A 19,109-nucleotide genomic window follows, 5' to 3' on the forward strand; every position below is an offset into this window, starting at 1 on the left:
GGAAATGAAATTTCTTCGATTTTTATGACGAAAAAATTTCAGTCGCGCTGGAAAAGCCTGAAAATCCGGGGTTTTACGGATTTTTCTTTTTGGTCATCCGCGCCTGAAGGCTCTGCCGATGGCGATGAGGATGCAGGCGCCGACGAAGCCGGCGATGAGATAACCGAGCCAACCCTGTAGAGCGATTCCAAATACCGACAGGATGGCGTTGGCGACGATCGCGCCGACGATTCCAAGAAGGATGTTCATGAAAACACCCATATTGCTTTTCATGAATTGTTCGGCGAGCCACCCGGCGACACCACCGATGATGATGGCTGCGATCCAGCCAATGCCAGCAGATTCCATGATTTCCTCCCATGTTGCTGCATAATCGAAGGTGATGATTCTCGTGGTGAAAAGCAAGGTAAACTCCTGAAAACCTCGCTTTATGCGGGTGGTTTTCCGCGCGGCAGGCGCTAAATAGCCTGATGCGGCGTAAAGAGACGAAAGGCATGGATGTGCGGTTGATGGTCGGCGGATTGATGGATGGCAGGCGGGTGTTCGGCGAGCGGGCGGGCGCTGGCCGGCGAGGTGGCGGCATGGCCCCGATACTGGCCGTTCTTTTTGCCCTCTTCAGCAGCCTCTGGGTGATGCCGGCTCTGGCGCAGGAAACAACGACGCCGGCAACGCCGGGCGCCATCCAGGTCTCGACGGTCGAGCAGGCGAGATCGGATCTCGAAAAATGGAAGGCGGATATCGCATTCATCTCGGGGCAGGTGGAGGCGGGCGGACGCGACGATGTCCAGCTCGTCGACCTCAAGGGACGGGCCGATGGCATCGCTGCCGATGCCGCCGCCGCCAATGCCAAGCTTCGGGCGCGGCTGGACCAGATCAAGACCCGGCTGGATGCGCTGGGTGCGGCGCCTGGCGAAGGCCAGCCATCGGAGGCGAGCCTCGTCACGGAGGAGCGGAACCKGCTGACGGCGGAGCGCGGCGAGTTGAATGCCATGGCCGGCGAGGTGGAGGCCACCGCCAACAATGCCGCGCAGATTTCCAACAATATCACGGCGGTGCGCCGGGCGCTTTTCGCCGCCACCCTGTTCAAGCGCACGGAAGTTTCCGCCCAGACACTTGGGGATGCGTCTTCCGCCTTTCTGGCTGAACTCACCAACCTCAACAATGCCTTCAGCAACTGGGCGGCCTATGTCTGGAACTACAAGCGGCTGCCGATGTTCGGCGCCGTGATGCTGTCGATCATGGCGGCGCTGCTGTTTCTGGTCGGCGGTTACCGCTTTTTCGGCAGCCGCATGGACCGCCGCGCCTTCACGGGCGAGCCTTCCTATCTCAGAAGGCTTTCGGTGGCCTTCTGGTCGACCATGGTGCAGTCGCTGTCGCTGTTCCTGTTTCTCGTCACCTCGGCCTTCTTCCTCGATAATTTCAACGTGCTGCGGTCCGACATAGCGCCGATCCTGTTCGGGGCGATGGCGATCACCGGTTTCGTTTATTTCGTCTCGCGGCTGAGCTATGCGATCTTTGCGCCGACACAGCCGGAATGGCGCCTGCTGAAGGTATCGAACAAGGGCGCACATACGCTGTCTTCGGCGGTGCTGCTGATGGCGCTCGTCAATGGTCTCGATTACCTGTTCGGCACCATCAGCGAGACGCTTTATTCGCCGCTGATCGTCACCGTCGCCAAGAGTTTCGTCGCCTCCATCATCATCGGGCTCATTCTGCTCACCGTGTCGTTCCTGCGGCCGATGATCGGTGAGGGGCAGGATTACGACACCGGCAACCAGCGCCTGCCGCGCTGGCTCGTCATTCTGTTGCGGGTGGGCGGTCTCATCCTCATCGGCGCCTGCCTGACCGGTTATGTCGGTCTTGCGCGCTTCCTCGCCACGCAGATCGTCGCGACCGGCGCGGTGCTGGCGACCATGTATATCGGCATTCTCTCCGGCAAGGCGATTTCGCGGCAGGGCGCCTTTGGCGAATCCCTTGCCGGGCGTTATCTCGCGCGGCGCTTCGGCCTTGGGCCGGTTGCGCTTGATCAGGCCGGCCTTGCCGCGGGGCTTGGCATTTATGCCGTGGCGCTTGCCTTCGGCGTGCCGCTCATCCTGTTTTCCTGGGGCTTTCAGCCGGGCGATATCGAAAGCTGGGCCTATCGCCTGCTGACCGGCATCACCGTCGGCAATGCCTCCATCTCGCTGATCGGACTTTTCGGCGGCGTGCTCGTCTTCGCCATCGGTTACATCATCACCCGCTGGTTCCAGAAGTGGCTTGATAACAACGTCATGGCGCGGGGCCAGGTGGATGCCGGGGTGCGCAACTCGGTCAAGACAGGCATCGGTTATCTCGGTATCGCCGTTGCGGCGATCTTTGGTGTCTCTTCCGCCGGTCTCAACCTCTCAAGCCTGGCGCTGGTCGCCTCCGCCCTTTCGGTCGGTATCGGTTTCGGTCTGCAGAACATCGTCTCGAACTTCGTCTCCGGCCTCATCCTCCTGGTCGAGCGTCCCTTCAAGGTGGGCGACTGGGTGGTGACCGGCACGACGGAAGGCACCGTCAAGCGGCTTTCCGTGCGCGCCACCGAGATCGAAACCTTCCGTGGACAATCGATCATCGTGCCGAATTCGGAATTCATCAACTCCTCTGTCGGCAACTGGACACACCGCAACCGCATCATGCGGGCGGAAATTCCGGTGTCTGTTGCCTATGATTCCGATCCGCAGCAGGTGATGGATATTCTGCTGGAGCTGGTGCGCGCCCAGCCGCCGGTGCTGCGCAATCCCGAACCGCATGTGGAATTTCTGCGTTTCGGCGATTTCTCTCTGGATTTCGAGCTGCGCTTCCACCTTGCTGACCTGTCGAACGGGCTTGCCGTGAAAAACGCGCTGCGCATCGCCATTCTCCACCGCTTCCGCGAAGAGGGCATCGCCATCCCGTTCCCGCAGCGCAACCTCAACATCCATGTGGAAGGTGACGCCAATCCGCAGATGCTGGCGGCGCTGCTTTCGGAAGAGGGCGACAAGGCGGTGGTGGCCCATACGGGGGCGGCGGCGCCAGAGAAAGAGCTATCAAAGAGCGAGAAGGCGGCTGAGCCGAAGGAGAAATCTGGCGCGAAAGCGTAGCAGGCTGTTGCTTGAGGGTGCCGAGTCCCGGGCAGGGGCTCGCCGCCTGTCACCTTCTCCCCGCGGGGGAGGAGGTCGCGGTAGCGGGTGGTGGGAGCTAGCGTCGGGATATTCGGCAACGTGGCCTCCTTATCCGGCCCTTCGGGTCACCTTCTCCTCGGCGAGAGAAGAAAGGGGTGGGAAGCCTTTCACCCGGCATGCCGTCATTTTCACGCCTGTCGCAGCACCCTATGGCCATGTCGCAATCAGGCGGCTGAACAACCCGCAAGCGCTTCATATTCCTCCCATCCAATGTCGGCGGAATAAGGCAAGGCCGGCGCTTTTCAGGGGTTCTGTAAATGAAGACACATGCACGGGCGGTGGTGATCGGTGGCGGCGTTGTCGGCGTCTCGACACTTTATCATCTTGCCAAGAAGGGCTGGAGCGACAGCGTTCTCATCGAGCGCAAGGAACTGACCTCGGGCTCCACCTGGCACGCGGCCGGCCTCTTGCCGCTGTTCAACATGAGCTACTCGGTTGGCCAGATCCACAAATATTCCGTGAAGTTCTACGAGGAGCTTCAGGAAGAGACCGGCATGAATGTCGGCTTCTCCAAGGTTTCGAACATCCGTCTCGCCCGCACCAAGGATCGCTGGGACGAATATATGTATTATGCCGGCATTGCCGAGACCATCGGCGTGCGTGTCAACATGCTGACGCCGGAGCAGGTCAAGGAAATCTGGCCGCTCTGTGAGACGGACGGCCTGCTCGGCGCGATCCAGCATCCCGACGATGGTTATATCCAGCCCGCCGACCTGACGCAGGCGCTGGCCAAGGGCGCGCGTGACCGTGGCGCCACCATCTACCGCAACACCACCGTCACCGCCATCGAGCAGCTGGAAGACGGTCACTGGAAGGTGACGACGGACAAGGGCGAAATCATTGCCGAACATATCATCTCCTGCACGGGCTCCTTCGCCCGCAAGACCGGGGAGATGGTCGGCATCAACATCCCGGTCATTCCGGTCGAGCATCAGTACATCGTCACCGAGCCGCACCCGGCCATTCAGGAACGCCGCCGGCAAGGCCTGCCGGAAATGGGTGTCCTGCGCGAGTCTGACTCGGCCTGGTACATGCGCGAAGAAGCGGGCGGCCTGATCCTCGGTCCTTACGAAGTCGGCGCGCCGGTCTGTTATGTCGACGGTCCCTCCGACGACAGCGAATATGAGCTGTTCCAGGAAGAGCTTGACCGTCTGATGCCGCATATCGAAACCGCCATGGTGCGCGTTCCGGCCTTCGGCGAAGTGGGTATCAAGAAGGTCTATAACGGCGCGATCGCCTATACGCCGGATGGCAATCCGATCGTCGGTCCGGCTCCCGGCCTGAAGAATTTCTGGCTGAACGAAGGTCACTCCTTCGGCATCACCGCCGCCGGCGGTGCCGGCTGGCAGCTTGCGGAATGGATCGTCGACGGCGAGCCGACGCTCGACCTGATGGGCGTCGATCCGCGCCGCTTCGGTCCTTACGCAACGGAAGGTTACCTCATCGCCAAGAACGAGGAAGCCTATGCCAACGTCTTCACCATGCATTACCCGGACGAGGAGCGCTCCGCCGCCCGTCCGCTGAAGACGACGCCGGTTTATGATCGCCTGAAGAAGCTCGGCGGCGTGTTCGGCTCCGTCTATGGCTGGGAGCGCGCCAACTGGTATGCACCGGAAGGTTATGCGCTGCGTGAGGAAGATCTCGGCGTCGGTGCCGATGTCATCACCAACCACAATCACGCGCCGGCGCTGGAAGACGGCCGCATCGTTGAAAAGTGGTCGTTCCGCCGTTCGAACTATTTCGAACATGTCGGCAACGAGGTGAAGAACGTTCATCAGAATGTCGGCGTGCTCGACATGTCGGCCTTTGCCAAGATGGAGGTTTCCGGCCCCGGTGCGCGCGCCTGGCTCGACAGCATTCTGGCCAATGCGGTGCCGAAGAAGCGCGGCCGTATCGCGCTTACCCACCTTCTGACGCCGAATGGCGGCGTGAAGGCGGAATTCACGGTCTATGAATGGGCGCCGGGCCGCTTCTACATGGTTTCGGCCGGTGGTCTGGAAGCGCATGACCATGACGTTCTGCGTCGTCTGGCACCGACCGATGGCTCCGTGGTGCTGCAGCCGATCACGCAGAAATACGGCGTGCTGGTGCTGGCCGGTCCGAAGTCGCGCGATCTGCTGAAGAAGCTCACCCGCACCAGCCTGGAGAACAAGGATTTCCCCTGGCTCACCGGCAAGCAGATTTCCGTCGGCGTGGCGACGGCGCATGCGCTGCGCGTCAACTTCGTCGGCGAGCTTGGCTGGGAGCTGCACCATCCGATCGAGATGCAGAACTACATCTTCGACAGGCTGATGGAAGCGGGCGCCGAATTCGGCATCAAGCCCTTTGGCATCCGCGCCATGGTCTCCATGTCGCTCGAAAAATCCTACCGCAACATGGGCCGCGAGCTTTCCGTCGAATATAACGCCTATGAATCCGGTCTGGACCGCTTCCTGCGTCCGGAAAAGGACTTCATCGGCCGCGACAAGCTGGTGGCCTATAAGGAAGCCGGCGTGAAGTGGGTCTTCTCGACGCTGACCGTATCCGGCAATACCGATGTCGATGCGCGCGGTTCGGAAGCGATCGTGGATGCAAACGGCGCGCTTGCCGGCCGTGTCACCAGCGGCGGTTTCGGCTGGCGTATGGGCAAATCCATCGCGCTCGCCATGCTCAAGCCGGAATATGCGGCTGTCGGCACCAAGCTTAAAATCCGCATTCTCGGCACGTCCTATGATGCCGAAGTGGTGGAAGAAAGCCCGTTCGACACCGATAATGCGCTTCTGCGCGCATAAGACCATTCCCCTCCCAAAGCTGGAATACGGCCCCCTCGCGGGCCGTATTTCCGTTTAAGTAAGCATGTGCTCAACTGGCCTTCCGGCAAAAGTGTTATTAATCATTCTGAAAAATGCGGCTGCTATCTTTCGCTGACATACGATGGGGGATCGGGGCAGAATGAATTTTCTAGGCATCACGGGCATGCAATATTCTGGCGTGCCTTTCAGCAATAACCGCATTTTGCTGGCGGAAGACAGCAATGTGTTCACCCAGATGGTGAGCATGCGCCTGAAGGAGCTGCTGGGCGTTACCGTGGAGGTGTGCCGCAACTTCGAGGAGCTGCAGGCCTGTTACGAACATTCTCCCGAACCGGTGACGCTCGCCATTTCCAACATCAACCTGCCGGGGGCGGAAAAGGGGGAGGCGCTGGAATATCTGATCGATCTTTCGATCCCGACCATCGTTTTCACCAGCACCTTCCATGAAGCGACGCGCGAAACGCTGATCGCCAAGGATGTGGTCGATTATATTCTGAAAGACAATATTTTCGCCGTGGACATGCTGACGGAATCCGTCTGTCGCTTCCTTACCAACCACCGCCATCATGTGCTCATCGTCGATGACAGCCCGACGGCGCGGGCGCTGCTTTCAAGCCGGCTGAAGCGTTATAATTTCCGCGTCAGCCTGGCGGATAGCGGTGCGAAGGCGCTCGATATATTGAAGGCCAATCCCGATATCGGCCTTGTGGTGACCGACTACAACATGCCCGATATCGATGGCTTCGAACTCACGCGGCGCATCCGCACGGTGCGCGGGTCGCATGAGCTGCGCATCATCGGTGTTTCCTCCTCCACCAACCGGCTGCTTTCGGCGCGGTTCCTGAAGGCGGGTGGCAATGATTTCATGCTGCGGCCCTTCATCGACGAGGAGTTTTACTGTCGCGTCAACCAGAACCTCGATACGCTGGTGCAAATACAGCTGGCCAAGTCCGGCGTAAGGCCGGCGGCCTGAGAGGAGGCGGCTTTGGCGGGCCTTTCGACCGTCAAAGCTGCGATTCCAATGGCAGGAAGCGCATGATGCCCGCGACGATGCGGCGGCTGATGGCCGCGTCGGGTTCGCGCCGGTATGTCTTCGTCCGCCCCTGTTCTTCCGTCGTCCAGACAATGCGTTTGCGGCTGTCCACATCCAGTTCGAAGCTCATCGTGCGGCGGATTTCCCCGGTGAATATCTCGTCCATACGGGCGACCAGCGGCGGCGAATTGAACACGACACCCATTTCGGTGTTGAGCGAAGCGGAGCGCGGATCGAAATTCAGCGAGCCGATATAGCCGGTCCTGCCATCGCGGGTGAAGGCCTTGGTATGCAGGCTTGCCTGTCCCGAACCGCGTAGCGTGAAGTTCGATTGATCCGCCTGCGCGCGCAGCTCATGCAGGCGTACCCCACCAAGGAGAAGCGGTTTGCGATAACGGGCGTAACCCGCGTGAACGGCGGCCACATCCGTTGCGGCCAGCGAATTGGTGAGGATGGCGAGCGATACGCCGCGTTCGGCGAGATCGAGAAAAATCTCCATGCCCTCCCTGCCGGGAATGAAGTAGGGGGAGGTGATGTGCAGGCTTTCGCCTGCCGCCTGCATCAGGGGCAGCAGACTTTCCATCAGGAAATTGTGGCCCTTGCGGCGTTTGCCTGCCGCCTTTTCCGGCGGGTCGGCGAGAATATCCGCCGTATCCACCCAGTGCAGCCGGTCCGACATCAGGAAATGATCGCGGCCATATTGGCTCTCCACCCGCTCCAGATAGGGTTTGGCGGCTTCGCTTTGCGGCAGGGCGTCCAGTTCGTGCCGCAATCTGGCAAGCTTGTTCGGTCTGCGCGCCAGCAGCGAGCGTACCGGCACGGAAACGGCGCTGTTCCAGTAATCGTCGAAGATTTCGGTGGCGTCGGCGACGATCCTGCCGAAACCGAGAATGTCGAAATCGTGGAAATTCGCCCGCTCGGCGGCATCGAAATAGGCATCGCCAATATTGCGCCCGCCGACGATTACGGTGCGCCCATCGGCAATCCATGCCTTGTTGTGCATGCGGCGGTTGACGCTTCGAAAGCGCAGCACCAGTTCGACGCTTCGATGCAGGATGTTTTCCCGCGCCCTCGTGGGGTTGAACAGCCTGAGCTCGATATTGGAATGGCTGTCGATGGCGTGGAAGATGCGGTCCGAGATGGACACGCCGAGGTCATCGAGCAGCAGCCGCACGCGCACGCCGCGATCGGCGGCGGCGATCACCTCGCGCATCATCAGCCGCCCGGTCAGATCGGCATTCCACATGTAATACATGAGATCGAGGCTGCGCCCGGCGGCCCGTGCAGCCGCCACGCGCACGGCGAAGGCATCCAGGTTGGAATGCAGCAGGCAGAGCGCATTCTTCTCGTTCCAGCCGTTCCTGATCGATTGCCAGTGCCTGTCCAGCGCGGTTCCATCCTCGGCGACGGGCAGGGCGGTGGAGGGGCGCTTGGGAATGGCCTTTTCCCGCTGTTTGCCGATGACGACGAACAGGCTCGGCCCGATGACCAAAAGAAGAATGACGATGAAGACCGTAAATGCAGTCACTTGTTTTGATCGCTCCCGGCCCGAAGCCTATCAGGCCGGATGAAAACGCGCGAGGGGATAAAGCGTTCACGGCATCTCATGCCATGGGAATGAAAAAGGCGCGTTTTTCACGCGCCGAAAGAGCTTGCGAATGACATAAGTGTATGCTTATGTGTCGTCATGACAGAGAATGATATTTTCCGGGCACTGGCCGATCCGACGCGCCGTGCCATTTTCGAAAAGCTGGCGGACGGCGCCATGAACGCTTCTGCCTTGCGTGAGGGGATCGAGATAAGCCAGCCGGCCATGTCGCAGCATCTTTCAGTGTTGCGCGGGGCGGGGCTGGTGGTTGAAAGGCGGCAGGGCCGTTTCGTCAATTACGAGGTCGATCCGGAAGGGTTGACCCGCATTGCGGCATGGCTTGGCAAATATCGCGCTTACTGGCCGCAGCGCATCGAGGCTCTGAAGCTCCTGCTGAAGGATATGGATCAATGAACAGGCAGACACCGGAAGCGCCGGCAAACGGCATCGAGCTTGAATATGATCTGGACGAGCCGCCACAAAAGGTCTGGCGCGCAATCAGTATTCCGGCGTTTCGTGAAAACTGGCTGCCGAAGGAGGCCTTGGCGGAACCGGATGCGATCGATATCAAGCCCGGCGAGGAGGTGCGCTACCGGCTGCGCGAGGACAATCCGCCGTTTCTGGAAAGCACCGTCACCTTCAGGATTGCGGCGAATGCCCATGGCGGCACCAGCCTGCGCATCATTCACGACCTGCCCGCAAATACCGGCCGCATGACGAAGGCCGCCGCAAACCACAACGGTTCGCCGATCAAGCTCGCCGCCTGATCCGCCACATTCCCCGAATTTTTCAACCGACAGGAGTTCGCCGATGCGCGAAACGATGCAACTCGTCCCAATGGTAGTCGAACAATCGTCAAGGGGAGAAAGGTCTTTCGATATCTATTCCCGCCTGTTGCGGGAGAGGATCATCTTCCTCAACGGTGAGGTAAACGATACGGTCTCAGCACTGGTCTGTGCGCAATTGCTGTTTCTCGAAGCGGAAAACCCGAAGAAGCCGATCCATCTCTATATCAATTCGCCGGGTGGCATGGTGACCAGCGGTTTCGCCATGTATGACACCATGCGTTACATTCGCGCGCCGGTGCATACGCTGTGCATGGGCACGGCCCGCTCGATGGGATCGTTCCTGCTTATGGCGGGTGAGCCGGGCACGCGGGCGGCGCTGCCCAATGCCAGCATCCTCATTCACCAGCCCTCCGGCGGTTTTCAGGGGCAGGCGTCGGATATGCTCATTCATGCCGAAGAAATCAGGCAGACGAAACATCGCATGACACGGCTTTATGCCGAGCATTGCGGGCGCAGCTATGACGAGTTCGAAAAGGCGATGGATCGCGACCGCTTCATGACGGTGCAGGAGGCTCTGGAATGGGGCTTGATCGACCGCATTCTGGAAGTCCGCGAGGATGCGGCGGCTTAGGCTGGGGGCCTATTCGGATTTCCTGCTGATGTTGGCGCCGGCCGGCAGCACTTCCAGACTGCACCGGGCAAGCTCCGCCAAGACCTCTTCGAAACCGAAGCGGGATGTCCAGCCAAGCCCGTCTACGGCGCGAGCGGGTGAATAGACCCGGTCAATGATCGCCGGCAGCGCCCATCTCCGCTGCGCGAAAGCGGCGGCGAGAGCCGGGGTCCGCTGCCGGAGAACGGAAGCGGCATCTTCGGCGAGGCTGTCGCAATCGTCAGCGGAAAACGGGGTGGTTGCCGATATGATATAGCGCTGGAAATCGTCTCCCGCATTGGTCAACGCCAGCACATGGGCATCGGCGACATCGCGGATAGCCGAAAAGCAGGGCTACCGCTATCTGGCGGTGTCCTCCTCCGAGTTCGTCGGCGCGCCGCGGATGCAGAATGCCAAGGATCTCATTCGCTACGCGGGATATGATGCACCGCTGGGCGATCGCATCCGAATTCTCGCAGCGCTGGAAGAAATGGGGACGTTGACGCTTGCGGAATGCCTTTCTGTCGTTCGCGAAAGCAAGCCCATGCCAACAATCGCAACGATGATCCTCAAGAACATCCTTGAAGTCGACCTCGATAAAGCTCTGCTGGGACCGGAAACGGTCGTCAGGCGCATGGCGAAGTAGGGGCCGAAGATGTCAAACAGATCTGCCGAGCGGGAATCCTCGCTCGAAGCGGCTACCTATGCCGTCGCTCTCAAAAATGCTTTGAGGTTGTGTGGTGTCTACCTGAGTGAGGGACAGATCGATCATGCAGTCGGTCTCGTACTGCCAATCGAGGCCGACATGGAAGCCTATCGGGAGGCGGCTAAACTGGTCCTGCGAGAGACCAGCGTTTTGATCCGCTACGCAGTTACAACAATTGAGTTGGGCAGGCGAGGGGAGACATATTGCGAAGACGCTGGGAAAGTCCTGGCGCAAAAATCGGCTGTTGTCGTCCTGATCGAGAAAGGAACCAGGCTTTTGCCTGAGATCGCAATCGCCTTGGACCGCATCGTTGACGTCGGGTCCATCAAGCCGAACCACCTGATTTCGGCCGCGAAAAATGTATGGCAGATCGATATTGCAAGCGAGGCGGCCAGCCGGCTCTGCCACTATCCTCCAAGCCTCTTGTTCGGTGCGTTGCGAAAAGGACGTCCGATCGAAATCGTCTTGGAAAGGCTCGCGGACGCTTCGAAGGCTCCTGCGACCATGACTTGGGAGCCTTTGGTGGAAGACCTGGAAGGCTATGGCGAGGCGCGCGATTGGGCAGCGAACCTGGTCGTTGATCTCGCTGACTGGAAGGCCGGCAAGATCGCATGGCGTGATGTGGATGCAGGGCTTCTTCTCAGCGGTCCTCCCGGTACCGGCAAGACGCTCTTCGCATCGGCGCTTGCGCGCTCCTGCGGGGCGACATTCATCGGCACATCGAGCGCGCAATGGCAGTCCAAGGGACATCTCGGCGACATGCTGGGCGAAATGCGGAAGAGTTTCCGCGACGCAGCCGCCGCAGCTCCGTCGGTGCTCCTCATTGATGAGTTCGACAGCATCGGCGACAGGCGGACATTCAGAGGAGACAACGCAAATTACAGTCTTCAAGTGGTGAACGCCTTACTCGAACTGCTCGATGGATCCGCAGGCAGGGAAGGGGTGATCGTCATCGCTGCATCGAATTTTCCGAACGATATCGATCCGGCATTGCGTCGACCTGGCCGCCTTGACCGCCACATCGCGATCGAACTTCCCGATCAAGCGGCTCGCGAGCAGATGCTTGCGATGCATCTGGGCGCTGCCAGCGCTCCGGAGGACCTCACTAAAGCTGCTCTGGCAACAAGTGGGTATTCTGGCGCAGACATCGCGCAGGTCGCGAAGGATGCTCGCCGCTTGGCCCGTCGCCAGGGCAGGGAAGTCCGAGTGTCGGATGTGCTTGCAGTCGTGCCAGCAATCACACCTGTTGGCGACGACGAGCTTTGGTCAGCATCTGTACATGAGGCCGGTCACGCGATCGTCGGTACCGTTCTATCTGTGGCCGAGATCGAGATGATTGTCGTGGCGAGGGAGGCCAGCCACCGGGACGCGAGTATCGGGCACGTGCAATGGCGACGGAGTTACACACCAAATCGAAGCCGGCAGTCCTATATGAACGAGATTGCGATGCTGCTGGGCGGCATGGCTGCCGAAGAAGTCATCCTTGGTGATGTTTTTGATGGTTCCGGCGGCGTCGCTGGATCCGATCTTCAGCGAGCTTCGGATATTGCTACGATCATGCTCGCAAGTTTGGGGCTGGAATCACTCCAGTACTGTGATGTCTCAAGCTCCAAGGAACTAGAAGAGTTGCGCCGTGATGATCCTGTTCTACGGCGGAGGGTCGAGTGGTTGCTGGAGGCAGAACTGTTGAGAGCGACGACAATCATCCAAGAGCGGAGACAGGAAGCGAAAGAGATTGCACGAGCCCTCGCGAATCGCGGCGTAGTCTGGAGATGCGAGGTGATGGATATCTTTTCCGAAGCAGAGGGCGGTCGGACGGGTTGATGTTCGCTCGCCAGGAGTATTGCCAGGCAGTATAGGCTGAATCAAGATTCACTGCATCAATACCATAGCTGTTGTCAGGCGAAGCTTTGAGAGCGCATTACAGGGCCTGAATCCGGACCGCCTGGGGTCTCCAGCGGGCAGGGAGCCGGATTGATGCGCATGTCGGTAACGCCATCCGTGTCGCCGTGAACGCAGGTGAGATTCTTCGCTCCGGGGATTTCCTCCTGTGGCCGGGCGCTATGGTTCGCATGCGCGACCGCAGCCTACTCGGCCTCGAAGGCGGCGGACGTGATCATGTCCGACTTTACGAGTTATTCGGGAATGGATCTTCCCGGTGGTGACTACAGGCGGATCAGGGAGACCAACTATCTGGAATGCTTCGTCGCTTGCGTCGGCTACAATGCCTGCCGTGCCTTTGCCTACGTCTCCAAGAAGAAGGAGTGCTGGTTGAAGAACGCGCTCGGTCGGCAGAGGACCGCGAAGGGGGCGACCTTGGGGTCAAATGACTCTCGCTTTGCTAGAGAGCTCGACTCCGCTCTTCTATCAAGGCCTGCCTGCAGGGCCATGTCCTGACGTTTCCGGGACTGCATTTCTGGCCGGCTTCCGGAGCGTCGATCTCGTGGAGGCGATAGATGATGCCCTCAATCTCGACCGTGTCCCCGTCGATGACGCGCATCGTGACCACTGCCGCCGTCGGGCGGCTATCACCGCGAGGAATGGACGCAGGTGTCGAACCGTGGAAGAACTTATGTCTGATGCTCTGGATGCTGCGTGAAAACCGAGTTGGGGAAAACACGCCTTGCGTGTGCGATCCATAGTGCCCAAAGCATCGCAATGAAGTAGTCTGCGGCCGGTCGTTCAATGGAAACTAAAATGCCGCGCTATTCTGCTTTCTATGCTTATCCTCAAGGATCCGCGACAGTGAAGGATGCGATCCACGGAGCGGTTGAAAAGAGTTCGCGGGGAAACCTGGCGATCAAACCTTGGGAGAACATGAACATCGCAGGCTTCAAGCTCGATGATCTTGTGCGCGACCAGATCAAGGAGGCCGACGTTCTCCTCGCGGATATCACCTATCCGAATCACAACGTCCTCTACGAGATCGGATATGCGATAGCTCTCGAGAAGCCAGTTATCCCTACGCTCAATCTTGCCATCGACAAGGCGGCAGATCGGGTCAGGATGATCGGGCTGTTCGACACGCTCGGGTGGACGACCTACCACAACGCAGACGAACTGCACGGTTACCTGAAATCCTGGCAGGAAGTAAGCTGGTTCAACCGCTACGTCCGGAAGCGCGATCACTCGCAGCCGCTATTCATTCTGGACATGCTGGCGAAGACTGACTTCAGAAATCACATCTTCCATGCGGTGGATAATTCCAGCGTTAATGCCCGCACTGTTGATTGCCACTGAGAACTGACCCGGCGTGGCGTGATATTTCCATTGAGAATTGACCCATGTTCCAACCTTCCCTCGCATGTTTTCAGCGAGGGCTATGGAGTGATCGACATGGCGTTATTGAGCGTGATCCGACGCTGGCATTTTCGAGAACATTTATCGATCCGGGAGATTTGCCGCAGGACTGGCCTATCCCGGAATACCATCCGCAAATACCTGCGTCTGGACGGCGTGGAGCCGAAGTTCAAGGTCCCAGAGCGGCCGAGCAAGCTCGATCCTTTTGCCGATCGGTTGTCTGCCTGGCTGAAGACCGAATCCAAGAAGAACCGCAAACAGAAGTGGACGATGAAGCAGTTACATGCCGACCTGATGAACCTTGGCTACGAGGGCTCCTACAATCGGGTGGCCGCATTTGCCCGGGAATGGCGTGATGACCGGCAGAGAGAATTGCAGACGACGGGCCGCGGGACATATGTGCCCCTGGCGTTCGATCCCGGCGAAGCTTTCCAATTCGACTGGTCGGAGGACTGGGCGATCATCGGCAATGAGCGAACCAAGCTTCAGGTGGCACACACGAAGCTGAGCTACAGCCGCGCCTTCATCGTGCGGGCCTATCTCCTACAGACGCACGAGATGCTGTTCGATGCCCACAACCATGCATTCCGCGTGTTCGGAGGCATCCCCGGCCGTGGCATCTACGACAACATGCGCACCGCGATCGACAAGGTCGGCCGCGGCAAAGAGCGTGACGTCAACGTCCGCTTCCAGGCAATGGCCAGCCACTACCTGTTCGAACCCGAGTTCTGCAATCCGGCTTCCGGCTGGGAGAAGGGACAGGTCGAGAAGAACGTTCAGGACGCGCGTCATCGTCTGTGGCAGCCAACGCCGCGCTTTCCATCGCTGGATGCTCTGAACGACTGGCTCGAGCAGCGCTGCAAGGAGTTCTGGGCGCAGACCCCACACGGCCAGATGCGTGGCTCCATTGCCGACATCTGGGCGGAGGAAGCACCCGCGCTTATGCCCGTTATCCGGCCGTTTGATGGGTTTGTCGAACACACCAAGCGTGTCTCACCGACCTGCCTCGTCCATCTGGAGCGCAATCGCTACAGCGTCCCGGCGTCCTTCGCCAATCGACCGGTGAGCCTGCGGGTCTATCCGGATCGTGTCGTGGTTGCTGCGGAAGGCCAGATCGTTTGCGAGCATCGTCGTGTCATTGATCGATCTCATGATCGGCCGGGACAGACAATTTACGACTGGCGGCACTATCTGGCGGTGGTGCAGCGCAAGCCAGGTGCGCTTCGCAATGGCGCACCATTCGCCGAACTCCCCGAGGCATTCCGTTCCTTACAGCAATACCTGCTGAAGAAGCCGGGCGGCGATCGGGAGATGGTCGATATCCTGGCGCTTGTCCTTCAACACGATGAACAGGCCGTACTGTCGGCGGTCGACATGGCGCTGAAGTCAGGGGTTCCGACCAAGACGCATGTCCTGAACCTGCTGCATCGACTTGTTGACGGCAAATCCTTCACGCCGCCGACCATCGATGCGCCGCAAGCCCTGACGCTCATCAACGAGCCGAAGGCAAATGTCGAACGATACGATGCCCTGAGGAAGACGGAGGCCCGCCATGCGTCATAATCCAGCAAGCGGCGCGATTGTCATCATGCTGCGGCAATTGAAGATGCACGGCATGGCACAAGCCGTCGGCGAACTGACGGAGCAAGGATCGCCGGCGTTCGAGGCTGCCGTTCCTATCCTGTCGCAGCTCTTGAAAGCGGAAACAGCCGAACGGGAGGTGCGATCGACCGCCTATCAGCTCAAGACCGCCCGCTTTCCTGCCTATCGTGATCTGAATGGCTTCGATTTTACCAGCAGCGAGATCAACGAGGCGCTCGTGCATCAGCTTCACCGCTGCGAGTTCCTCGACGACGCCAACAACATTGTCCTGGTCGGTGGCCCCGGCACGGGCAAAACGCATATCGCGACGGCAATCGGCGTTCAGGCCATCGAGCATCATCACAAACGGGTTCGGTTCTTCTCGACCGTCGAGCTGGTCAACGCGCTGGAACAGGAGAAGGCGCAAGGACGGTCTGGGCAGATCGCCAACCGGCTCGTTCATTCCGATCTCGTCATCCTCGATGAGCTCGGATACTTGCCGTTCAGTGCGTCAGGCGGTGCGATGCTGTTCCATCTGCTGAGCAAGCTATACGAGCGAACCAGCGTCATCATCACGACAAACCTCAGCTTCAGCGAATGGGCCGGCGTCTTCGGCGATGCCAAGATGACCACCGCGCTGCTGGACCGGCTCACGCATCATTGCCACATCCTTGAAACCGGAAACGACAGCTTCCGCTTCAAGAACAGTTCTGCGCACGACACCAAAACGACAAAGGAGAAAACGAGGAACTTGACCACGACCGCAGACCCGAAACATACCTAACAGGCGGGTCAATTCTCGGTGGAAACGCCGGGTCAGTTCTCAGTGGCAATCAACACACCATGGTTTTCGTGTATCGTACCGTTCTTTCCTCCTCGCCTCCAACTATCGACTCCGATCGTGTCAGATCATGTGATGTGGCGATAGGAGAGGGCGATACCGGCGTCGCGAGAGCATCTGTCGATTGAAGCAGTGGAGGATTTGCGCCTTGGGCAGAGGAGGCCGCCGTCTCTGCAGATAAGGTTCCGGAAATCTCCAGCACCAGGTTCGGCTGCAGGCCTGTGTCAGATTTCTGTTTCCCCGACCCGATAACGAGGGCGAGCGCAGGAAGCCCAAGAGTAAGCCCCAGTATCGTGAAGGCTGCGGTCCTGAGACGATTGCGCTTCCGCACTGGTTCAACGAAAGGTGCTGCTTCTACCACATCGTTTGCAGGTGCCGAGGGCAGTTCGATGGTGCGTTCTCGCGGTAGTGTCGCCAGCTTCCGGCAGCCATCTGCAAAAGAGTCTGCAACTCCTATCCGGGAAAATTCGACGAGTTCGTTCACGCCGCTGTTGCTCGTGAAATGGATTGCCTCGTAAAGACAAACGGGGATCTGCCGGTTGTCCTTGAAACGGCGGTCGGGACCGCCGCTCTTGTTTGGATGCTTCCAGGTGTAATCCACGATCTTCGCGTCGCTCGGTACGCGCTCGGTTTCGATGAATCTGGAATCCTGCCACTTGATGTTTAGATTGACGTAGTTCACGGCACCGACCCGGCCGCCGTCCTGGACAAGGACGATGTCGGGCATGAAGAACATGATCTGCTTGCCCACATGAAGGGCAGGAGGTGTCACGTTGCTCTTGATAACCGAAGGAAGGCTGTAGGCGAGGGTGGTTGCTTTCCTGTTGACGAGGTGGGACGCTCCCGCGTTGCGCTTCCAAGCGGTGAGGTTTTGAACTGCGCCCCCGGCCTCGATGTGCCATTTCGCAGCGCATCCGTTGAGGCCGTCAAATCCTTGCACAAGATAATTGTACGCTGACTCCGCATCGCCTTCGAGATCGTAATAGAGAACGGTGGTTCTTCGGTACGAGTCTAACCACTTGCCGATCGCCCAGCCTGGAAGTGCCAGTGCGCAAAGCAACAATCCTGGGCCTCCGGACGCTAGGCCTGCAAATGCACCGATGCCCGCAGCCGTCCACATCAAAGCGGCGGACATCCGCGTTTGCCCAGCCTTCGAGTTGATCTCATTGAGGAGTTCCGAGAACGACTCGTCCTGCATGTACATGACGTCGCCGGACTCGATCTCGGTCATCGTGACGTCGCTGTTGTCGAAGGTCACATCAGGGGAAGGCTTATAGGGAGCGACTCCCGATGATCGACTCCGTCCAGCGTTGCCCAGCGTGGCGCGATAATAGAGACCACCGCGGCCTGCGTGGATGTAATGCCCGCGTGGACCTGTTCCAATCCGAAGGCCCTTGATGCCAACGGAAACGCCGACCCCGCCCTTGGAAAAGTTGAAGCGAAACGGTCCTGCTGAAACCGACTTTCGAATGTAAAATGGCAATTGCCGCCCCCCGACCAAGGCCTCCGCAGTTAAATCTGGCTTTCCCCGGCATTCGTCAGCTTTAATCGGTTCGACAACTAATCGAGGTTCTCCTCCGTTGAGAGGCTCGCTCCGAAAACATTGAATCTACGCAACACTCATAGGTTAGCTGGTTCGGAATATCGGGCAAGAAAAGAGCAAGCACAAGTCTGTTCCGGCAGTCCGGTACAATCAGAAGGGGCGTTAGGCTTGTTTCGAGAGCTATCCATTGAATGGTCCTAGCTTGAGAATGTGGGCGCGGAGCCTGTCGCAAGCTGGAGCCATGAGCGCGGCTGTATCCTGGCCGCCCTCGTACCTGTAGGGGATCGTCGTAATGCCACTCATATCACTGGGGAGTTTCACTTTCTCGTCGCGCGGCTCCATGAGGATTGCGCGCTGCCTGCCCAGCCTTCCCATGAACAGTCCGAGTTCGAACACGACGTTGTCTCGAGGACTCGGCCACGGCTTTCCACGGCTCTCGGTGAGATCGTCTGCGTGGGCTATCGCAACTGCGAAATCCGAGTCGTCGATCTGAGATTCGAGATCTTGAAGGGTGTAGTTTGCGACCTTGAAGACGTCATCTGTCCACAGGGTGGCTAGGATCGTTTCGGTATCGTGTTCGAATGCGTTGCGGACAAGACGGGCTACATGCCGTGCCTCGGCGGAAGAGATGATGAAAACGCGTGTTTTCTCTCTGAAGGCACCGACATGCTTGTTCCGTTCCAGAAGCCTACGTGAAAGTGCGCGGGCGATCTGCTTGTAGATATCAGGGTACTTTTTGCCAAGTGATGCGAACTGCTGAGAGGTCAGTTTGCCGACGATCGACGGCTCGTCTGCGACCACGGTTGCGGATCGGCGTTGCGTCGGTTCCACTGCTGCCATCTCACCGACGTGATCCCCACGTCCCCGCGCGCCGATGCGGCGGCCGTTGACGTGGATGCCGAAAGATCCGGACACGATCAGGAAGATATCATTGTCCTCTGCATTCTGCTCGATCAGTGTCTGCCCAGTATCGTATTCCAGCAACTCTGCGAGATCTGCTAGTTCTTCGGCCAACGAGGTATCACGGCCGACGATCGTCTGAGATAGGAATGCCTCGATTCTCAGGTCCCTGCCTTCGTCGCCTTGAAAACGTTCAAGCATCC

The 19,109-nt window shown here is 59.1% G+C and carries 17 protein-coding genes; 12 read left to right on the top strand and 5 right to left on the bottom strand.

The genetic code is table 11. The features are described 5' to 3' along the window. Nucleotides 1-93 precede the first annotated feature (93 nt). A complete protein-coding gene (locus QD336_RS00960; RefSeq protein ID WP_269341403.1) occupies nucleotides 94-348 on the bottom strand; it encodes a GlsB/YeaQ/YmgE family stress response membrane protein in 255 nt (84 codons plus the stop codon). Nucleotides 349-470: 122 nt separating this feature from the next. Between QD336_RS00960 and QD336_RS00965 the strand changes: the two genes are divergently transcribed. From QD336_RS00965 to QD336_RS00975, 3 genes are all read left to right on the top strand, one after another. Further along, nucleotides 471-3,104 carry a mechanosensitive ion channel family protein gene (locus QD336_RS00965; protein ID WP_499168906.1) on the top strand — a complete coding sequence of 878 codons (2,634 nt, stop codon included), beginning with the start codon at nucleotides 471-473 and terminating at the stop codon, nucleotides 3,102-3,104. Between the two features lie 338 nt (nucleotides 3,105-3,442). Beyond that, nucleotides 3,443-5,956, top strand: a complete 2,514-nt coding sequence (locus tag QD336_RS00970) for a GcvT family protein (protein ID WP_499168908.1) — start codon at nucleotides 3,443-3,445, stop codon at nucleotides 5,954-5,956. Between the two features lie 160 nt (nucleotides 5,957-6,116). After that, nucleotides 6,117-6,950, top strand: a complete 834-nt coding sequence (locus tag QD336_RS00975) for a response regulator (RefSeq protein WP_269341253.1) — start codon at nucleotides 6,117-6,119, stop codon at nucleotides 6,948-6,950. A 31-nt stretch (nucleotides 6,951-6,981) separates the two neighbouring features. Here QD336_RS00975 and QD336_RS00980 read toward each other — a convergent pair whose 3' ends face one another. After that, nucleotides 6,982-8,538 (bottom strand): phospholipase D family protein, encoded by a 1,557-nt coding sequence (locus tag QD336_RS00980; protein WP_499168909.1) that lies wholly within the window; start codon nucleotides 8,536-8,538, stop codon nucleotides 6,982-6,984. 159 nt (nucleotides 8,539-8,697) lie between these two features. On the opposite strand from QD336_RS00980, the gene QD336_RS00985 reads away from it, so the two are divergent. Genes QD336_RS00985 through QD336_RS00995 form a run of 3 tightly spaced genes read left to right on the top strand, consistent with a single transcriptional unit; the run spans nucleotide 8,698 to nucleotide 10,017 of the window. Beyond that, nucleotides 8,698-9,012 (top strand): ArsR/SmtB family transcription factor, encoded by a 315-nt coding sequence (locus tag QD336_RS00985; RefSeq protein WP_006697387.1) that lies wholly within the window; start codon nucleotides 8,698-8,700, stop codon nucleotides 9,010-9,012. Next, on the top strand, nucleotides 9,009-9,365 hold the full coding sequence (locus tag QD336_RS00990; protein ID WP_499168911.1) for an SRPBCC family protein: 357 nt from the start codon (nucleotides 9,009-9,011) through the stop codon (nucleotides 9,363-9,365). The genes QD336_RS00985 and QD336_RS00990 overlap by 4 nt, the downstream gene beginning before the upstream one ends. Before the next feature lie 43 nt (nucleotides 9,366-9,408). Continuing rightward, nucleotides 9,409-10,017 (top strand): ATP-dependent Clp protease proteolytic subunit, encoded by a 609-nt coding sequence (locus QD336_RS00995; protein WP_269341256.1) that lies wholly within the window; start codon nucleotides 9,409-9,411, stop codon nucleotides 10,015-10,017. A 9-nt stretch (nucleotides 10,018-10,026) separates the two neighbouring features. Here QD336_RS00995 and QD336_RS01000 read toward each other — a convergent pair whose 3' ends face one another. Then, nucleotides 10,027-10,350 carry a hypothetical protein gene (locus QD336_RS01000; protein ID WP_499168912.1) on the bottom strand — a complete coding sequence of 108 codons (324 nt, stop codon included), beginning with the start codon at nucleotides 10,348-10,350 and terminating at the stop codon, nucleotides 10,027-10,029. Between QD336_RS01000 and QD336_RS01005 the strand changes: the two genes are divergently transcribed. The 6 genes from QD336_RS01005 to istB all read left to right on the top strand — a co-directional run bounded on the left by QD336_RS01005 (nucleotide 10,334) and on the right by istB (nucleotide 16,406). Beyond that, nucleotides 10,334-10,681, top strand: a complete 348-nt coding sequence (locus QD336_RS01005) for a hypothetical protein (protein ID WP_499168914.1) — start codon at nucleotides 10,334-10,336, stop codon at nucleotides 10,679-10,681. The genes QD336_RS01000 and QD336_RS01005 overlap by 17 nt on opposite strands. A gap of 9 nt (nucleotides 10,682-10,690) precedes the next feature. Beyond that, nucleotides 10,691-12,565, top strand: a complete 1,875-nt coding sequence (locus QD336_RS01010; RefSeq protein WP_499168916.1) for an AAA family ATPase — start codon at nucleotides 10,691-10,693, stop codon at nucleotides 12,563-12,565. Nucleotides 12,566-12,859: 294 nt separating this feature from the next. Further along, nucleotides 12,860-13,138 carry a PAN domain-containing protein gene (locus QD336_RS01015; RefSeq protein WP_499168917.1) on the top strand — a complete coding sequence of 93 codons (279 nt, stop codon included), beginning with the start codon at nucleotides 12,860-12,862 and terminating at the stop codon, nucleotides 13,136-13,138. A gap of 300 nt (nucleotides 13,139-13,438) precedes the next feature. Beyond that, nucleotides 13,439-13,981, top strand: a complete 543-nt coding sequence (locus tag QD336_RS01020; RefSeq protein ID WP_499168918.1) for a hypothetical protein — start codon at nucleotides 13,439-13,441, stop codon at nucleotides 13,979-13,981. A 96-nt stretch (nucleotides 13,982-14,077) separates the two neighbouring features. Continuing rightward, on the top strand, nucleotides 14,078-15,604 hold the full coding sequence (gene istA / locus QD336_RS01025) for an IS21 family transposase (RefSeq protein WP_499168920.1): 1,527 nt from the start codon (nucleotides 14,078-14,080) through the stop codon (nucleotides 15,602-15,604). Then, nucleotides 15,594-16,406: an IS21-like element helper ATPase IstB gene (gene istB, locus QD336_RS01030; protein WP_499168922.1), complete on the top strand. Its 813-nt coding sequence runs from the start codon at nucleotides 15,594-15,596 to the stop codon at nucleotides 16,404-16,406. Before istA ends, istB begins: the two co-directional genes overlap by 11 nt. A gap of 49 nt (nucleotides 16,407-16,455) precedes the next feature. Here istB and QD336_RS01035 read toward each other — a convergent pair whose 3' ends face one another. Together QD336_RS01035 and QD336_RS01040 are read right to left on the bottom strand one after the other, a co-directional pair. After that, complete coding sequence (locus tag QD336_RS01035; protein WP_499168924.1) at nucleotides 16,456-17,946, bottom strand: DUF4236 domain-containing protein; 1,491 nt, start codon at nucleotides 17,944-17,946, stop codon at nucleotides 16,456-16,458. Nucleotides 17,947-18,186: 240 nt separating this feature from the next. Beyond that, nucleotides 18,187-19,107 (bottom strand): TIR domain-containing protein, encoded by a 921-nt coding sequence (locus QD336_RS01040; RefSeq protein WP_499169247.1) that lies wholly within the window; start codon nucleotides 19,105-19,107, stop codon nucleotides 18,187-18,189. Nucleotides 19,108-19,109: the final 2 nt, after the last annotated feature.

Source organism: Rhizobium sp. BR 250 (assembly GCF_047445855.1).
In the GTDB taxonomy this organism is placed as follows: Bacteria; Pseudomonadota; Alphaproteobacteria; order Rhizobiales; family Rhizobiaceae; genus Agrobacterium; species Agrobacterium tumefaciens_I.